Source organism: Bacteriovorax sp. As-1, assembly GCF_058446905.1.
The window spans coordinates 3,370,456-3,385,579 of the sequence record NZ_CP184341.1 but is presented as its reverse complement, the minus strand read 5'-3'; the positions used below and the strand labels follow the sequence as shown (position 1 = coordinate 3,385,579).

Genomic DNA, 15,124 nt, shown 5'->3' with positions numbered 1-15,124 from the left:
GAGGCGCTAATTTAGGGTAAATCATCATGACAAACATGACTCTGGACGAAGCGGTAACGCTTCTAAGAAAGGCCGTGAAATGGTCTGAAGTAAAAAATCAAAAGCACATCGATCTTTCACTTTGTATCGCGGAAGAGCGTCCGACATACCAGCGCGCTCTGGTTATCGTGAATACTGAAGTTGAAAAAGGAACTCTCACACAAGACGACCTAAAAGCTCGCCTTGGACTTGATTAAAAATACACAAAGATAAAAAGGACAATAGACTATGTCTCAAGCACTAAACGACGCTGTTCACTGGGCAGATCTTACGGCCGATAAACTTATCCGCCAGGAAGATAAAGAAACTTACACACTAGCATCAGGGATCACTCCTTCTGGTGTTGTTCACTTCGGGAACTTCCGCGAAGTAATGACAACTGAGCTTGTGGCCCGTGGATTAAAGAAGCGCGGAAAAAAAGTGCGCTTTATTTTCTCTTGGGATGACTACGATACTTTTAGAAAAGTTCCAGCAAACCTTCCAAAACAAGATGAGCTGGCCAAGTATTTATTCCAACCAATCGTTGATACTCCAGATCCATTCGGCAAGCACAAATCATACGCTGCTCACCACGAAGCTTCTTTTGAAGCTCAGTTAAAGAAAATGGGGATTGAGCTTGAGCCAATTTACCAAGCAGATCAGTACCGCGCTGGAAGATACAAAGACCAAATCAAACTTACACTTGCTAAAAAAGATGTCATCGCAGGCATTCTCAACAAGTGGAGATCTGAACCGCTTCCAGAAAGCTGGATGCCGGTTTCTGTTTACTGTGAAAAATGTAACAGAGATAAAACCACAGCAACAAAATACGACGGTGTAAAAAACTTAGAGTATCGTTGTGATGCTGAAGACTGTAAGCACACTGGATCGATTGACCTCGACACAACATCGAGAGCAAAACTTCCATGGCGTATGGACTGGCCGATGAGATGGTCAGTAGAAAAAGTAGACTTCGAGCCAGGTGGAAAAGACCACTCGTCTCAAGGTGGTTCATTTACAACTGCAAAAGACATTGTAGCTGACGTCTACGGATGGAAAGCGCCAATGTATCTGCAATACGACTTCGTTTCTATTAAAGGGATGGGCGGTAAAATGTCTTCTTCTAAAGGAAATTTAGTAACGGTAAATGACGTCCTTGACGTTTATGAGCCGGAGATGGTTCGTTGGATTTTTGCGTCTTATAAGACAAACATCGACTTCGGTCTATCATTCGACTTAGACGTTATCAAAAACTACGAAGACTTCGATAGAATGGAGAGAATGGCCTACGATCTTGAACCAGGTAACGAAAAAAAGGTTGCGATGGCAAAGAGAGTTTATGAACTTTCGCAAATTGGCGAGCGTCCGGCGACGATGCCTTTCCAGCCAGCGTTCCGTCACCTATGTAACGTGCTTCAAATCAATGACCTTGATGTCAAACGCGCTCGCGGTTTCTACAACAACGAAATCAAAAATGAACGCGATGAAAGAAGATTCCAGGAACGTGCAGTGAGAGCTGCTTACTGGATTGAAAATTCTGCTCCAGATGAATTCAAATTCTCACTGAACAAAGAACCTGTGAAGATGGATTTAACAGATAAAGAAACGGCCTTTTTAAACGACCTAAACGGCTATTTAAAAGCAGAATTTAACAACATCAGTGAAGATAAAGCTCTTCACGAAAAAATGTATGAAATGATCCATGCGCACGAATTAGAGCCAATGGCCGTCTTCACTCTTCTTTACAAGAAACTCATCTCTCTAGAGAAAGGTCCAAAGCTTGCGGGCTTCATCAGAACTATTGGTCTTGAGAGAGTCTCAAGATTACTGGTGCCATAAGGAAACTGATTAGCTAAAAGCGTAGAAAAAATACTTACAAAGGGCCGGGAAACCGGTCCTTTTGCATATTTCGTGCTGACTGTCGTTTGTAAAATCCCAAATACTCAGATAAATCCCCCAGAAGGAATTTTTATTTAGAGGAGTAAATAAGATGAAAGGGACACTAAAGACTTTAGTGCTTGGAGCACTATCACTAATTTCATTTTCTGCAAGCGCTGATTACTGTACGACAGTGATTCGTGAATATTCTGGAAGCTACACTTATGAGTACGACACTTTCACAAGATCGTCATACTCTACAAACGCAGCTTGTGACGATGCTATGTATGATTGTTCAGTTAGACTCTCTGACTATCAATCAAGAGGCTATTATCGTTATGCTCAATGTTCGGTGAAATCAACATCGACATCATACCCGAACACGCCGAGCTATCCTTCGTATCCGTCATACCCTAGTTATCCTTCTTATCCATCGTATCCAAGTTACCCATCATACCCAACTTACCCAAATCCACCGCGCGATCCTCACTACCCACGTGAGCCACACTATCCGCGTGATCCAAGAGAGCCAAGCTATCCTCGTGACCCACACTATCCACGTGACCCGAGAGAGCCAAGCTACCCTCGTGACCCACGTGAACCAAGCCGTCCAGTGGACCCAAAACCACCAAGACCTCCACGTTTCCCGAGATAATAAAAGTTAAAAGAGAACGAGAACATAACAACAAACAACAACAACAGGAGAAAAAAGAATGAAAGCACTACTAGGATTATTTCTTCTTTCACTAGCAAGCCTAAGCTTTGCAGGTGAAACTTGTACTTTCGTCATCAAAGACCGTTACGGGTATGAATTCGAGACACACACTCGTTATTCTTCATACTCTAAAGACGCTGCATGTAGCGACGCTAACTGGGCCTGCAGCAATGCCCTTTCAAACGGAAGAGCTCAAGGCAGATACTATGATGCCAACTGTGAAATGAAATATGATGGACCTGTTAACCCACGTCCTCCATTTCCACCAACATCTGTCATCATGTGTACAACTGATCTGGTAGACTGGTACGGAAACACTGTTAGAAGTTTTTCTGGTTCAGGAAACAGCGAATGGGAAGCTTGCAGACAATCAGAACAATTCTGTCAGTATGAACTTCAAAGAGGAGATGCTAACGGACGCCGTTGTGTCACAAGAGGAATTGGCGGAGGATATCCATACCCACGTCCACCACGTGAAACAACTGAAACTTGTTCAGCTAACAGATACGATCCGGCAGGATTTTTTATCCAGTCATACAATGCTTCTCACACAGGTCCTATTGGATCAGACGTTAGAGGTGAAGCTTGTAGAAAGGCGCTGAACTACTGTTCACGCGACATCAAAGGTCGTCAGACTTGTAGACTATAAAAACAAAGCACTTATAGCACGAACGAGGCCCGGGAAACCGGGCCTTTTTAATTGTCCGACTCTTTTAATCCTTCCTCTAAACAACCGATAAGCGTACTATGAGAGCGCTTCTCTTTACTCTTCTATTCACTTTTAAGGCCATGGCCCTCGACTGCACTGATGTGATGGTGGAGACGAAATACATGCCTAAAAACAACAATCAGGGCAATCTCAACTGGTGTTTTGCATGGACGGCCGCTGATCTTCTTTCAACATTTGAAGAGACTCCACTTTCTGCCTATGATGTGGCCTTGCAGTATCACAATCATCCGGCCATTCGCGATGAAGAGATAAAAAAATACACTGACGTTGGAGGAAACGACGGAGCTGCTCTTATTGTTTCACTTCAAGGAAAAGGACTGTGCCTCGAATCGCAGACTAATTACACTGGTGGAGATTGGGAAAAACTAAGTGCGATGGTGGAAGAATTATCTGATCCTGACAAAACATTGGTGCAGACTATTTGTGAACACGGGCTTCGGGATCAGCAACCTTTTAAAGATCTTTCCAATAAGGTCATTAAAATTTTAAACAAACTCTCTGGCGATAAAAAAATGGCGGCCTTACTCGATGTCACTTGCGGTGAACGCCATCAATTTAAAAACAAATACGGCGTGGGAACAAGGGCGATTGAGAACTTCTCTCAAACACAGATGATGGATAAACTGGATCAGCTTTTAACTCAGAAAGCTCCAGCTGCCGTGGCCTACGATGTGGATCTCATTATGAGTCCTGCGGATTACCAGGGAGTAGAGGCCAACCACTCTTCAACGATTATTGGCAGAAGAAAAAATCCAGACAATGGTCAATGTGAATACTTAATCAAAAATAGCTGGGGCGACAGATGCCCAAGGCGCGCGACGGTGAAATGCACCAGTGGAAACTACTGGGTTCCAAGAGACACTCTAAAAAATAATATGTATGAGATCAATTGGCTGCAAAAACGCTAACTAGTGCTGTCTTAGCGCCATGAAAGAAATGATTAGCTCAAGACCATTGATTCTTTCTTTTAAGTCAGTCGCATTGTTTTTGTACTCTGCTTTTTCTTTAAGAATCACTTCAAGTTTATCAAGAATATTTTTGGCCTCTGCCAAGTGGGCATGAGCTTCTTGAGAGATTTTTTCAACGTATGGTTTAAAAGCTACGCCATCAACCACATCTTTTAAGTTTTCTCCCGCTTTGAAACGAGCAAACAACTCCGGGTTATTTTCAAGTAACTCATAAACAACGGCGTTGACGATGCCATTTTTTAAATCCAACTCCTGATCTTTGAGTGAATCTCCTGAGTAATCAAGAGTGTCGTCAATTAATTGGAAGGCTAAACCTAAACGTCTTCCGAACTCGCGGCACAGTTCAACTGTTTCTTTCGAAGCACCACTTAAAACGGCCGGTGCCACTGAACAGTAACTCATAACCGAAGATGTTTTTTTCTCAGCGACTTCGCGGATGACTTCGCGGGTGTAGTTGCGCTCATCGATTAAATCCAGTTGCAGCCACTCACCTTCTGAGAGATCTTTAATCACCAGAGACATTTCGCGCACAAGCTCCAGATTCCCGGCATTCGTCAGGTCAACAATGACTGAAGAAAGGAGGTAATCCCCAGCTAAAACAGCTTTTTTATTGCTCGCAAGAATATTTATTGAAGGGCTTCCTCTTCTCATTGTCGCATTATCAATAACGTCGTCATGAGAAAGTGATGCGGCGTGAACTAGTTCAGTGGCCCTGGCATATGGGGTAACTGTCTTGAAATCCACTCTAAACAAATGGGCCATAAGGAAAGTTAAAAGCGGGCGAAGTCTTTTTCCGCCTCTGAGAACGGTTTGAGATAGAACGGCGTCAATCGCCCCGTGAGCATTCACTGAGCGAATCTGCAAATCCATGTTTTTTGAACCCTCAAGGGCCTCTTTTGGGAGCGCCTCGAGAAAATCGTTAATCATTACAAACCTTCTAGCTCCCCAGCGAATGGAGAGGTTATGTCCTGTGGGCGACAGCCTAACAAATGTCTAAATTAAAGTAAATCCTAAACTTGCTATGTGTATGAAGTTTAAGGTAAAAAGGACACCTAAATAAGGGGAAAGAATGAACACAAAAACGAATCAGGAACTTGGTGCTAGAAAGAAAGAGTCTTACAAAATTTTTGACGAAATTGCCGGGACCTACGACCTCTTAAACCACACCCTATCGATGGGAATTGATATTTACTGGCGCAAAAAAATGCTTAAGCATCTGCCAAAGAAAGATTCCATCAATGCTCTGGACCTGGCGACAGGAACAGGAGATGTACCACTGACGTTAGTGGCCGACCCAAGAGTTAAAAAAATTACTGGTATCGATCTTTCAAAAGGAATGGTCGACATTGGAATTGAGAAAGTTAAAAAGAAAGGCCTGGATAAAAAAATCTTCCTAATGCTGGGAGATGGTGTGAATATCCCTTCAGGTGACGCCGCTTTTGATTTAACAACAATCTCTTTTGGGATCAGAAATTTCTCAGACCCACAAAAATCACTTCACGACATTCACCGCGTACTAAAAAAAGACGGACGCGTGATGATCATGGAGTTTTCAATCCCTACAAACTTCATCGTAAGAAACGTATACTTCTTCTACTTCAGACACCTGCTTCCATTCGTTGGAAACATTGTCTCTAAACACAAAGACGCTTACACATACCTAAATAAAAGCGTTGAAGACTTCCCTTACGGAGAAGAGTTTTTAAAACTTATGAGAAACGCTGGATTCCAGGATCTAAAAATGATCCCTCTAACATTTGGAATCGCGACACTTTACATCGGTGATAAGAAGTAATGAGTGCTCATAGTTTCTTAGACAAGGAACTAACATATATCGATCTGGGAGTGAGTCAGAAAAAAACTCTGTTTTCATTCCCAGAGTTTCCGCTTATCGACTTGCTTCCTTTTGCCGCCACTGAAGAGATTTTTTTCTACGAATCCAAAGAAGAGGATTTCACTTTTCTTGGGCTAGGGAAATCCAAAATTCTCCCCCCTTCAGAGATCGACCAGTTTATTGCCACACATCCCAAAGAGCACCTGGTGTACCAGGGACTTTTCGAAGAAGGACAGGATGCTTTAGTTTATTTACCGGAGTGGTGTTTTGTAAAAATAAAAGGGATCGTCACACTTACTGTGTACAACTCCCTTGAGTACCAGTCCCCTAGCCCAAGTAATATTATTTTCAATCACAATGTTTGGGAGTCTTTTGTCGGACCTTGGACTTCGTATGAAGAAAAACCAGAGAGTGATGAATGGTCCCAGATGATTTCAGCAGCAAATCATCTTTTCTCAAGAAAAACGCTTGAGAAAATCGTCCTTTCAAGAAAAAAGATTTTCTCTTACGACGAACCGATTGAAATGCTGGTGATGTTTAGAGAGCTTTATGAAGCTAACAAACAAAGCTCGCACTTTTCTATCTATCACCAATTCCATTACCACAAAGCTTTTATCTCTTTTACACCCGAGAGGCTTTTTACTCTTAAGGGGAAAAAACTGGAGACTATTTCTCTTGCCGGAAGTATTGCCAGGGGAAAAGATGAAGCTCACGATAAAATTCTCGAAGAAGAACTGCGCTCTTCAGATAAACTGATACGCGAACACGGAATCGTCACAGAAGAAATCTCCAGAAGACTCTCTCCCTTGTTATGGAATCTCGAAATCTCTGATCTCTTTACGATGAAACTGCCTTACATCCAGCACCGTCAGGCGACGATAAAGGGCGTTTTAAAAGACGACACCAGCGCTCTTCGAATTATCTCGCTTCTGCACCCGACTCCAGCTGTCGGCGGGCTTCCATACAAAGAGGCCCAGGATAAAATTTTAGAAATTGAAAAAGACCCAAGATACTACTACGCCGCTCCTGTCGGTGTTCTTTCACAAGAGTTTTCAGAAATTGCCGTAGGCATTCGCTCTGCCTTGATTGAAGAAAAAACCATTACTGTCTATGGCGGCGCGGGAATTGTTCCTGGCTCAGAGGCCGAGGAAGAATGGATTGAAACAGGTGTGAAGATGCAGCCTTTTATAAAGGTCATCAACAAGAGTGTCATTTAGGAAAGAACATTTATGGAAAAACTACTTTCACAAAACATCAACCGCGTCTGGGCAAGCTTAATCATTGATGAGTTTTTAAAAAACAACATCACCCAGTTTTATCTTTCACCAGGAATGAGAAACGCACCTCTCATTGCGGCGATGATTCACCTCCAAGGTTTCAACAAAGACCTCTCTATCATCCTTTGCATGGATGAAAGAGCGGCGGCCTTCAGGGCACTTGGGTACTCTAAGGCAACAGGAAAACCTTCTGTCCTGGTCTGTACATCGGGAACGGCCATGGCCAACTACACGCCTGCGGTGGTTGAAGCAAAAAAATCAAACCTGCCTTTAATTGTTTTATCAGCAGACCGTCCAATTGAGCTGACCTTCTGTGATGACAACCAGACAATTGATCAAACAAAATTTTACGGCGACTACGTTCAAGGAGAAATGAACTTTGGTGCTCCTTCCGCTGAAATCAGCCCACTGGCGATGACGTCTAGTTTATCGAACTTGATTCATAAATCACTTTACCCGCAAAAAGGGCCAGTGCATTTTAATTGCGCTTTTAGAGACCCGCTTGAAGACACGCAGACAAATATCCCTGCGGAGTATATCAATCTTGCCAACATTCAGATTAATCGCGAAGGCCCGTCAACTCGCTATGTGAATTTAGAAACTGTTCCGGATAAAAATGCCATTGCGGAAATCGCAGGTATTCTTAAAAAATCTAAAACAGGTCTTTTAGTTGTGGGAAGTCTTGCTCCTCACGAGTCGACAGAAGCAGTAAAAGAATTTGTTAAAACCTTAAACTGGCCGACATACTTTGATGTTTCAAGTTCACTTAAATATGCTTTTAACCTGACTGATGATGCCCTTCCGACTTTTGATCACCCTGAAGTTCAGAGTGAATTAATTAAGAATCCACCAGAGACCGTTTTTCATATCGGTGGACGTCTGACATCAAAGCACTATTATTCTTTTTTAAAGCAGGTTCCACAAATTAATTTAGTGACCCTGAATTTGAACCTGGAAAAAGAAGACCCTTCTCACCATACAAAAATTAGAATCAACGCTCACATCAATTCGACATTGACTTCAATCATGAGTTTCTTTGAAGGGGCCAAACTTCCAAAGAAAGAATTAAACCTGAACTTTGATTCCCTTTCAAAAAATAAAATTAAACTTATTGAAGAAGGGCCACTGGCCTACCCGAGCATCTCAAAAACGATCATCGATCATATGCCTGACAACTCGACTCTCTATATAGGAAACTCGACAGTCGTGCGCACTTTTGATGCTTACTTCTCATACGAGAATAGAAAGAATATCAAAGTCGCCACTAACCGCGGAGTCAGCGGAATTGAAGGTTTTATGGCCTCTGCTGCTGGCTTTATTGATGGGACTCAAAAAGAAGTTTACCTGGTGGTGGGCGATGTCGCTTTCATTCACGATTTAAACTCACTTTATTTTCTAAAAGACTTAAAGACGCCGATGAAAATCATCCTGGTCAATAACGATGGAGGGGGAATCTTCACTCTGCTTCCTATTCACCGTGAAAAATCTGTCCTGGATTACATCACAAGCCCACACGGACAGAATTTCAAAAAGACCGCTGAAAGTTTTGGAATCGACTACGTCGGTGTTTCAAACCGTGAAGACTTCCTCGCGGCCTTTAAAGACATGCAAACGAAAACAACACACACGATGATGGAAATCTTCATCGATCACAACACTAACAAATCGGTCTATGACCAATTGAGAACTATCAAACTATGAAAAACTGGATGCTGGCAATTCGCCCGAAAACTCTCTTTGCTTCTCTTGCCCCGGTTGTGCTGGGTCTTGCTGTCGCTTACGTCGAAATTAAGTCTATCAACGTGCTCATTGCCGTTTTGACAGCACTATGTGCTCTCACTCTACAGATTGCTTCAAATCTTGCTAACGATTACCTGGACGCTGTAAGAGGTGTAGACAACGACACTCGCCTGGGGCCAACTCGCGTGACGAGCTCCGGACTTATTAGCTTAACTAAAATGAAGAACGCTCTGATTTTAACCTTGGGTATTGCTTTTCTTTTGGGAATCTACCTGATGTATGTCGGAGGGCCGGTGATTATGGTGATTGGTCTTCTTTCACTTTATTTTGCTTACGGGTACACCGGTGGACCGTTTCCACTTTCATATAATGGCCTTGGTGAAGTTGCGGCCTTTATTTTCTTTGGAGTTATTGCTGTAAGTGGAACGACTTATCTGCAGACTCATGAGATCTCAAGACTTGCTCTCATCTCAGGAATGGGCCCAGGGTTTATCTCTGCCTGCATTTTGGCGGTAAACAACCTGCGCGATATCATCTCTGATCGCGACACAAATAAGCGCACACTGGCTGTTCGTTTTGGCGAAAAATTCCAGCGCACTCTTTGTATGAGCACCATCTTACTTTCAACGTTGGTCTGCCTTTATCTAATGGTGGCCTACAAATTTAAATGGATTTTTCCGGTTTTATTCCTGCCGCTATTCTTCCACAAAACGTGGCTGCAGATTCTTTATCACCCGATTGATTCAAAACTCAATTTGGCCCTGGCAAGAACAGCTCAATACAATCTGCTTTATTGTCTCCTGGCCGCGATTGGAATGGTGGTAAGCTTTAACCTATGATGGATGTAAAACTTTCTTTTGAGACACTTTCCTACACCAAACCGGTTCCGGTGAGAGGCAAAGTGATCTCAAAAAACAGGTTTTTAAAAGTCACTATTTTAGAAAGAGATTATTTTGTCTCTGTCCTTCCTGGATTTCATGAAAGCACTTTAGAAGAGCTGGGCCTAAAAATTAATAAATTCTTCACGAACTACCACTTTAATTTTTCGGCGATTGATTTCGAGAAAAGATTCTTTAATCTAGTGCCTGTTGATAATTTTTTAAATTCTCTAAAAGCTGAAGCGCTTTTTAATATCGAGGCCATTCTTCTGGAGATGATCCGCACCACTCAACCGCAGTTATTTTCCCATGAAGAGATTTTGATCAATGATCTCTACCGCCCTGGTGATGACCTGGATAAATTCAAGGCCTCTCAATGCATAAAAATTAAAATTGATCGCAATCTCCTTGCGACAAGAAATCTTCTTATCGAACTTCATCAAATCAATCCCGAATTAAAATTCAGACTTGATGGCAACCGCCAGTTTGAGATCAATGAGATGATTGATTTTTACCAGATTCTAAAGACACATATTCCAGAGAGAGCTTTTCACAACATTGATTACATTGAAGAGCCTTTTAAAAATTTCTACGACACCTTGGTTTTTGAAAAACGTGCTGAAATCCCAGTGGCCATCGATGAGTCCTTTGAACAATTTGCCATGAAAGCGCATATAGCGTGGCCAGCGGTCATTAAACCTTCACTTTTTGGGATTAGTTTTGTTAGTTTTTGGTTAAGAAATCATCCCGAAAACCGTGCCATCATCAGTTCGAGCTTCGAACACCCTACTATTATGGAAGGTCTTTATTTCCTGGCCCGCAAACGTCCAATGGAATTTCACGGACTTTCTCATTTCCTTCAATAAAGTCGTAAAAAAAATTCACTAAAATCATTTTAGACAAATCTTATAAATGTCGACTAGGCAACTATTCTTAGCTTCACCCGTATAAGAAACGGGAGTAAAATAATCAAAAGGAGGATGATATGAAGAAATCTGTCATCACAATGGGCTTAATTCTTACACTTTCTTCAGTACTGGTGTCATGTTCACACCAAACCACGGAAGGGTCTCCAAAACGTTACGTAGCTTCAGACTCTTGCCCGGTTAAAGGTGAGTACCATGCATATTTTGACGAAGTCGAAAGATGTATAGAAAAAGAAAGCAATAGATGATATAGATCCCCCCATCTAATTTATTGATCCGGGGGGATTATGAAAAAGCTTCTTTTCACGCTTATCCTAGCGCCATGTTGTCTAATGCCACTCAAGGCACATTCATTCGACGCTTCCGTACGCGGTTTTATCGCTCTGGATGCATTAAACTTCGAGAAAGTTGCAGGTTCTAGAGGTGCTTCAGTTATTGGTATTGGAGTTCTCGACCTGAAAATTTTCGCTGAACAAGACGATATGTCTGCTGCAATCAAACTCGATCTTGATGGAAAGCTCGACAAAGAAAACAACATTTTCGAAGAAGCCTACGCGACTTACAAAGGGATTCCCAACATAAGAATCTCGCTTGGAAAAGGTGTTGTTCGCTTCCAAAACCTTCACTGGGGTGCAGTTGAAAACTCATACCAGGACGGCGGAACAGTTATCCAGTCAGACAACAACTACAGAAAAGTAAGCCGTAAAGCTTTCCTTGCTACTTCTATTGGTGGACGCTCTCTGGGCTTCATCAACCAGTTCACTCTTTGGGGTGATAGCACTGAGCTTTACTCAAACCAGGACAATAAACTTCAATACGTTTCTTCTACTGCTTCAGGTGGAAAGAAAACAATCACTGGATACAGAACTGAAGAAGTCACGGCCTTCAACACAAGTAAGCAACTAGGTCTTGCTAACAAACTTGAACTTTTTGCAACTGACTCTCTTAAACTAACGTTCGGCCAGTTCTACTACAAAAACAAATACCACAACAAAGCAAACTACGCGGTAGACGTTGGTGCAAACTACGAAAGCAGCGCAATGGAAATCTGGGTTGATGCTCTTTATGGATTTTCTTCTAAACTTCCCTACGAAGCTTACTCAACAAAAGCTAAAAATGAATACTTCCTTCAAGTGGGAATGGAGTATTACTTAAACGAAAAATGGTCTCTAGTTGAAAACGTTGAAGGCCTTTACGTAAAAGATCTTCAGCACACGTACGCAGACTTCACTGAAGTTGATGGAACTTTTACTAACAACTACACTCCAACGACAGCTCAAAAAAACAAGAGTAACGTCACAAACAAGATCAAAACTTATAAGATTGAATCTGCCATTAAGTACAAGATCACAAAATCTGCTCAAATCACATTTGGTGGTTTATATGAGAAGAAAATTGTTGAAAGCAATGGCGTAAAAGGACTTAAGTTCGTTCAAGACGTAAGAAACGCTAACAGAGACGCTTACAAGCTGGCGACGAGCATTTCTTTCTGGTTCTAATTAGACTTAACTATCGAAATTACTTCATAAAAGGCCTGCCTTCGAGCAGGCCTTTTTTATAGGGAAACTTTTACAACCTCCATTGCCTCTCTATATCCCGGGACGTATCTATGTGCTGGGGACATTTTGCTACTAAGCCTTGGGGGGCCTTTATGGGAAGATCTTTTTTAAGATCGCTAGGGATAACATCTCTAGTACTTACAATTTCATCACCACTACTTGCTTTTGACGAAGCTTCGCTTCCGGGAACTGACCTTATCTACGGTAACGACGACCGCGTAGAAGTCGATCAGTATTCAGAAGCATCGTTTATTCAAAAAGCTCAATCAATCGCTCTACGCGTTCCCAAGAGAAGATTAACTGAAGATAGAAACGATCCAACAAGAATTCTCTTTCCGAATATTCCAATAAAAAGTTCGATGCCACAAATCTGTGGAGACGAGCGCTTCTCTGAACAAGTTTCGCTCGGAAACTGCTCGGGATTTTTAGTCGGCCCTAAAACACTAGTGACGGCCGGACACTGCATGCTTAATGAAAAAGAATGTGCTGACAATAAGTGGGTCTTTGGATTTAAAGACAACACGACAGAGTTAAAATCATCGCAAGTTTACTCTTGTAAAAAAATCAACACACAAAGATACGTATACAACGAAAATGAAGTCAGCGACTACGCGGTGATTGAACTAGACCGCAATGTTGAAGGTTATGTTCCACTTAAGACGAGAAAATTCGGACGCGTTTTATTAAACACTCCGCTTGTCGTTATCGGTCACCCGATGGGCCTTCCGATGAAAGCAACTGATGGTGCGGTGGTTAGTCGCATGAATGATATTGAAAGAGAAACAAAAATCAGGTCATTTTTCCTTCGCTCACATTACTTTACAGCGAACCTGGATTCATACGGTGGAAACTCAGGGTCTCCGGTTTTCAATAAGAGAAATGGAAAAGTTGAAGGGATCTTAGTCCAAGGGGCGGAAGACTTCGTTTATAATCCGCAAAAAGAATGTTTAGAGTCGAGACACTTAACCAACTCTCACCTAAACACTTATGAAAAAGTCATGAGAATTAACAAGGTACCAGGTCTATAAAAAAAGGGGAGCTAAGCTCCCCTTTTTTATTTGTTCAATAATCTAGCTGCATCTTTAGCAAAGTAAGTCAGGATCATGTCACTTCCCGCTCTCTTAAACGACCAAAGCATTTCAATGATGGCCTTTTCTTCATCCATCATGCCCTGAGCGGCCGCGGCCTTAATCATCGCATACTCTCCGCTTACGTTATAAGCTGCAATAGGAAGAGTTGTGTTGTCTCTTAGCGTTTTAATTACGTCTAAGTACGGCAGTCCTGGTTTTACCATGAGAATGTCTGCGCCTTCTGATTCATCCAGGTAAGCTTCACGAAGAGCTTCTCTAACGTTAGCGTAGTCCATTTGATAAGTTTTTTTATCGCCTTTTTTCGGAGCTGATCCCAGGGCATCTCTAAATGGCCCATAAAAAGCGGAAGCGTATTTAGCTGCATACGACATGATCGTGACGTTGATGTGATTTTCTTCATCTAAAGCGTCTCTAATATAACCAATGCGTCCATCCATCATGTCTGAAGGGCCAACAATGTCAGCTCCAGAGTTTGCCTGAACGATGGCCATTTTCGCCAGCACTTCAAGCGTCTGGTCGTTTAGGATCTCGCCTGTTTTCGGGTCGACTAAACCATCGTGCCCATCGCTTGAATAAGGATCAAGAGCAACGTCAGTCATAATCATTAAATCAGGAAGAGCGTTTTTAACTTCCTTAATCGCGCGCTGATAAATCCCATTAGGATTGTAGGCTTCGCTTGCCTTTGCATCTTTTAATTTATCTTCGATCGCTGGAAATAAAGACACACAAGGAATACCTAGTGAGTAAAGTTCGCGGCATTCTTTAATCAGCTCATCCACTGACAAGCGGTGAACTCCCGGCATCGTTTTAATTTCTTCGCGAAGGTTTGATCCTTCTTTCACAAAAAGCGGTGCGATTAAATCCGCAGGGCCTAAGTGAGTTTCACGCACCAGTCTTCTGATGGCATCGGTTTTTCTGTTTCTTCTTGGACGGCTGATATTTAACATAAATAATCTCTCTCGTTATTTTTGCATTTGCATTTTAGCTTTGTAGGCCATAGCAAAAAAAGAAATCTGTTTCATCATTGAGTTTAATCCATTGGCCCTCGACATCGATAGATGCTCGCGAAGTCCAATATCTTCTAAGAACGTCGGTTTCGTCATCAGGATTTCATCCGGAGTCGATCCAGAGTAAACGCTCACCAAAAGAGCGACGATCCCTTTAACAATTGAAGCATCACTGTCGGCCTGGAAAAAAATTTTTCCATCCACCAAATCAGCGTGCAACCAAACTTGTGACTGACAACCCTTTACTAGATTGGCGGGGATTCTGTTACTATCATCCATTGCAGGCATCTTCTTTCCAATCTCAATAAGATGTTTGTAGCGCTCTTCCCAATCGCTAAAGCGTTTAAAATCGGCAATCAGCCCTGCAATTTTCTCGTTAATCATTCCTGACTCTTTTGGTTTAAATCATAAGTGGATAATACCCCCTTCTTATAGCACGGGGAGGACGGAAAAACTATTCCTACGAACTCAAAAGATTCCTAAATAATCTAGGTATGTTAGAA

The 15,124-nt window shown here is 42.2% G+C and carries 16 protein-coding genes; 13 read left to right on the top strand and 3 right to left on the bottom strand.

The genetic code is table 11. The features are described from left to right. The first annotated feature begins 26 nt into the window (after positions 1 to 26). The 5 genes from ACN20O_RS17200 to ACN20O_RS17180 all read left to right on the top strand — a co-directional run bounded on the left by ACN20O_RS17200 (position 27) and on the right by ACN20O_RS17180 (position 4,249). On the top strand, positions 27 to 236 hold the full coding sequence (locus ACN20O_RS17200) for a hypothetical protein (RefSeq protein WP_491635465.1): 210 nt from the start codon (positions 27 to 29) through the stop codon (positions 234 to 236). A gap of 31 nt (positions 237 to 267) precedes the next feature. Continuing rightward, positions 268 to 1,857, top strand: coding sequence for a lysine--tRNA ligase (gene lysS, locus ACN20O_RS17195; RefSeq protein ID WP_491635463.1), 1,590 nt, complete (start codon positions 268 to 270; stop codon positions 1,855 to 1,857). A 151-nt stretch (positions 1,858 to 2,008) separates the two neighbouring features. Further along, positions 2,009 to 2,551: a hypothetical protein gene (locus tag ACN20O_RS17190; RefSeq protein ID WP_491635461.1), complete on the top strand. Its 543-nt coding sequence runs from the start codon at positions 2,009 to 2,011 to the stop codon at positions 2,549 to 2,551. 58 nt (positions 2,552 to 2,609) lie between these two features. Next, the gene (locus tag ACN20O_RS17185; protein WP_491635459.1) at positions 2,610 to 3,260 is read left to right on the top strand and encodes a hypothetical protein; all 651 of its coding nucleotides are present in this window, start codon (positions 2,610 to 2,612) and stop codon (positions 3,258 to 3,260) included. A 98-nt stretch (positions 3,261 to 3,358) separates the two neighbouring features. Continuing rightward, positions 3,359 to 4,249: a C1 family peptidase gene (locus ACN20O_RS17180; RefSeq protein WP_491635457.1), complete on the top strand. Its 891-nt coding sequence runs from the start codon at positions 3,359 to 3,361 to the stop codon at positions 4,247 to 4,249. Here the strand turns inward: ACN20O_RS17180 and ACN20O_RS17175 are convergent, their stop codons facing one another. Further along, the gene (locus ACN20O_RS17175; RefSeq protein WP_491635455.1) at positions 4,250 to 5,236 is read right to left on the bottom strand and encodes a polyprenyl synthetase family protein; all 987 of its coding nucleotides are present in this window, start codon (positions 5,234 to 5,236) and stop codon (positions 4,250 to 4,252) included. Between the two features lie 142 nt (positions 5,237 to 5,378). Here ACN20O_RS17175 and ubiE point away from each other — a divergent pair, with 142 nt between their 5' ends. The 8 genes from ubiE to ACN20O_RS17135 all read left to right on the top strand — a co-directional run bounded on the left by ubiE (position 5,379) and on the right by ACN20O_RS17135 (position 13,551). Next, complete coding sequence (ubiE, locus tag ACN20O_RS17170; protein WP_491635453.1) at positions 5,379 to 6,104, top strand: bifunctional demethylmenaquinone methyltransferase/2-methoxy-6-polyprenyl-1,4-benzoquinol methylase UbiE; 726 nt, start codon at positions 5,379 to 5,381, stop codon at positions 6,102 to 6,104. Next, positions 6,104 to 7,360, top strand: a complete 1,257-nt coding sequence (locus ACN20O_RS17165; RefSeq protein WP_491635451.1) for an isochorismate synthase — start codon at positions 6,104 to 6,106, stop codon at positions 7,358 to 7,360. The genes ubiE and ACN20O_RS17165 overlap by 1 nt, the downstream gene beginning before the upstream one ends. A gap of 12 nt (positions 7,361 to 7,372) precedes the next feature. Further along, positions 7,373 to 9,121, top strand: a complete 1,749-nt coding sequence (gene menD, locus ACN20O_RS17160; RefSeq protein ID WP_491635449.1) for a 2-succinyl-5-enolpyruvyl-6-hydroxy-3-cyclohexene-1-carboxylic-acid synthase — start codon at positions 7,373 to 7,375, stop codon at positions 9,119 to 9,121. Next, entirely contained in the window at positions 9,118 to 9,999 is an 882-nt protein-coding gene (locus ACN20O_RS17155; protein WP_491635447.1) for a 1,4-dihydroxy-2-naphthoate polyprenyltransferase, read from the top strand. The genes menD and ACN20O_RS17155 overlap by 4 nt, the downstream gene beginning before the upstream one ends. Further along, positions 9,996 to 10,904, top strand: a complete 909-nt coding sequence (locus tag ACN20O_RS17150) for an enolase-like domain-containing protein (protein ID WP_491635445.1) — start codon at positions 9,996 to 9,998, stop codon at positions 10,902 to 10,904. Before ACN20O_RS17155 ends, ACN20O_RS17150 begins: the two co-directional genes overlap by 4 nt. A gap of 119 nt (positions 10,905 to 11,023) precedes the next feature. After that, entirely contained in the window at positions 11,024 to 11,212 is a 189-nt protein-coding gene (locus ACN20O_RS17145) for a hypothetical protein (protein ID WP_491635443.1), read from the top strand. Between the two features lie 39 nt (positions 11,213 to 11,251). Beyond that, positions 11,252 to 12,463, top strand: coding sequence for a hypothetical protein (locus tag ACN20O_RS17140; protein WP_491635441.1), 1,212 nt, complete (start codon positions 11,252 to 11,254; stop codon positions 12,461 to 12,463). Between the two features lie 152 nt (positions 12,464 to 12,615). Further along, a complete protein-coding gene (locus tag ACN20O_RS17135) occupies positions 12,616 to 13,551 on the top strand; it encodes a trypsin-like serine peptidase (protein ID WP_491635439.1) in 936 nt (311 codons plus the stop codon). Between the two features lie 26 nt (positions 13,552 to 13,577). On the opposite strand, the gene hemB is transcribed toward ACN20O_RS17135, so the two are convergent. Together hemB and ACN20O_RS17125 are read right to left on the bottom strand one after the other, a co-directional pair. Continuing rightward, positions 13,578 to 14,561 carry a porphobilinogen synthase gene (gene hemB / locus ACN20O_RS17130; protein ID WP_102243552.1) on the bottom strand — a complete coding sequence of 328 codons (984 nt, stop codon included), beginning with the start codon at positions 14,559 to 14,561 and terminating at the stop codon, positions 13,578 to 13,580. Positions 14,562 to 14,576: 15 nt separating this feature from the next. Next, the gene (locus tag ACN20O_RS17125) at positions 14,577 to 15,005 is read right to left on the bottom strand and encodes a SufE family protein (protein WP_491635437.1); all 429 of its coding nucleotides are present in this window, start codon (positions 15,003 to 15,005) and stop codon (positions 14,577 to 14,579) included. Positions 15,006 to 15,124 lie beyond the last annotated feature (119 nt).

Bases quoted from the DNA above. Each gene is read 5' to 3' on its own strand.
- menD (WP_491635449.1), top strand. From the start codon at position 7,373: ATGGAAAAACTACTTTCACAAAACATCAACCGCGTCTGGGCAAGCTTA.
- ACN20O_RS17155 (WP_491635447.1), top strand. From the start codon at position 9,118: ATGAAAAACTGGATGCTGGCAATTCGCCCGAAAACTCTCTTTGCTTCT.
- lysS (WP_491635463.1), top strand. From the start codon at position 268: ATGTCTCAAGCACTAAACGACGCTGTTCACTGGGCAGATCTTACGGCC.
- ACN20O_RS17185 (WP_491635459.1), top strand. From the start codon at position 2,610: ATGAAAGCACTACTAGGATTATTTCTTCTTTCACTAGCAAGCCTAAGC.
- ACN20O_RS17180 (WP_491635457.1), top strand. From the start codon at position 3,359: ATGAGAGCGCTTCTCTTTACTCTTCTATTCACTTTTAAGGCCATGGCC.
- ACN20O_RS17165 (WP_491635451.1), top strand. From the start codon at position 6,104: ATGAGTGCTCATAGTTTCTTAGACAAGGAACTAACATATATCGATCTG.
- ACN20O_RS17150 (WP_491635445.1), top strand. From the start codon at position 9,996: ATGATGGATGTAAAACTTTCTTTTGAGACACTTTCCTACACCAAACCG.
- ubiE (WP_491635453.1), top strand. From the start codon at position 5,379: ATGAACACAAAAACGAATCAGGAACTTGGTGCTAGAAAGAAAGAGTCT.
- ACN20O_RS17125 (WP_491635437.1), bottom strand. From the start codon at position 15,005: ATGATTAACGAGAAAATTGCAGGGCTGATTGCCGATTTTAAACGCTTT.
- ACN20O_RS17135 (WP_491635439.1), top strand. From the start codon at position 12,616: ATGGGAAGATCTTTTTTAAGATCGCTAGGGATAACATCTCTAGTACTT.
- ACN20O_RS17200 (WP_491635465.1), top strand. From the start codon at position 27: ATGACAAACATGACTCTGGACGAAGCGGTAACGCTTCTAAGAAAGGCC.
- ACN20O_RS17190 (WP_491635461.1), top strand. From the start codon at position 2,009: ATGAAAGGGACACTAAAGACTTTAGTGCTTGGAGCACTATCACTAATT.
- ACN20O_RS17140 (WP_491635441.1), top strand. From the start codon at position 11,252: ATGAAAAAGCTTCTTTTCACGCTTATCCTAGCGCCATGTTGTCTAATG.
- ACN20O_RS17175 (WP_491635455.1), bottom strand. From the start codon at position 5,236: ATGATTAACGATTTTCTCGAGGCGCTCCCAAAAGAGGCCCTTGAGGGT.
- ACN20O_RS17145 (WP_491635443.1), top strand. From the start codon at position 11,024: ATGAAGAAATCTGTCATCACAATGGGCTTAATTCTTACACTTTCTTCA.
- hemB (WP_102243552.1), bottom strand. From the start codon at position 14,561: ATGTTAAATATCAGCCGTCCAAGAAGAAACAGAAAAACCGATGCCATC.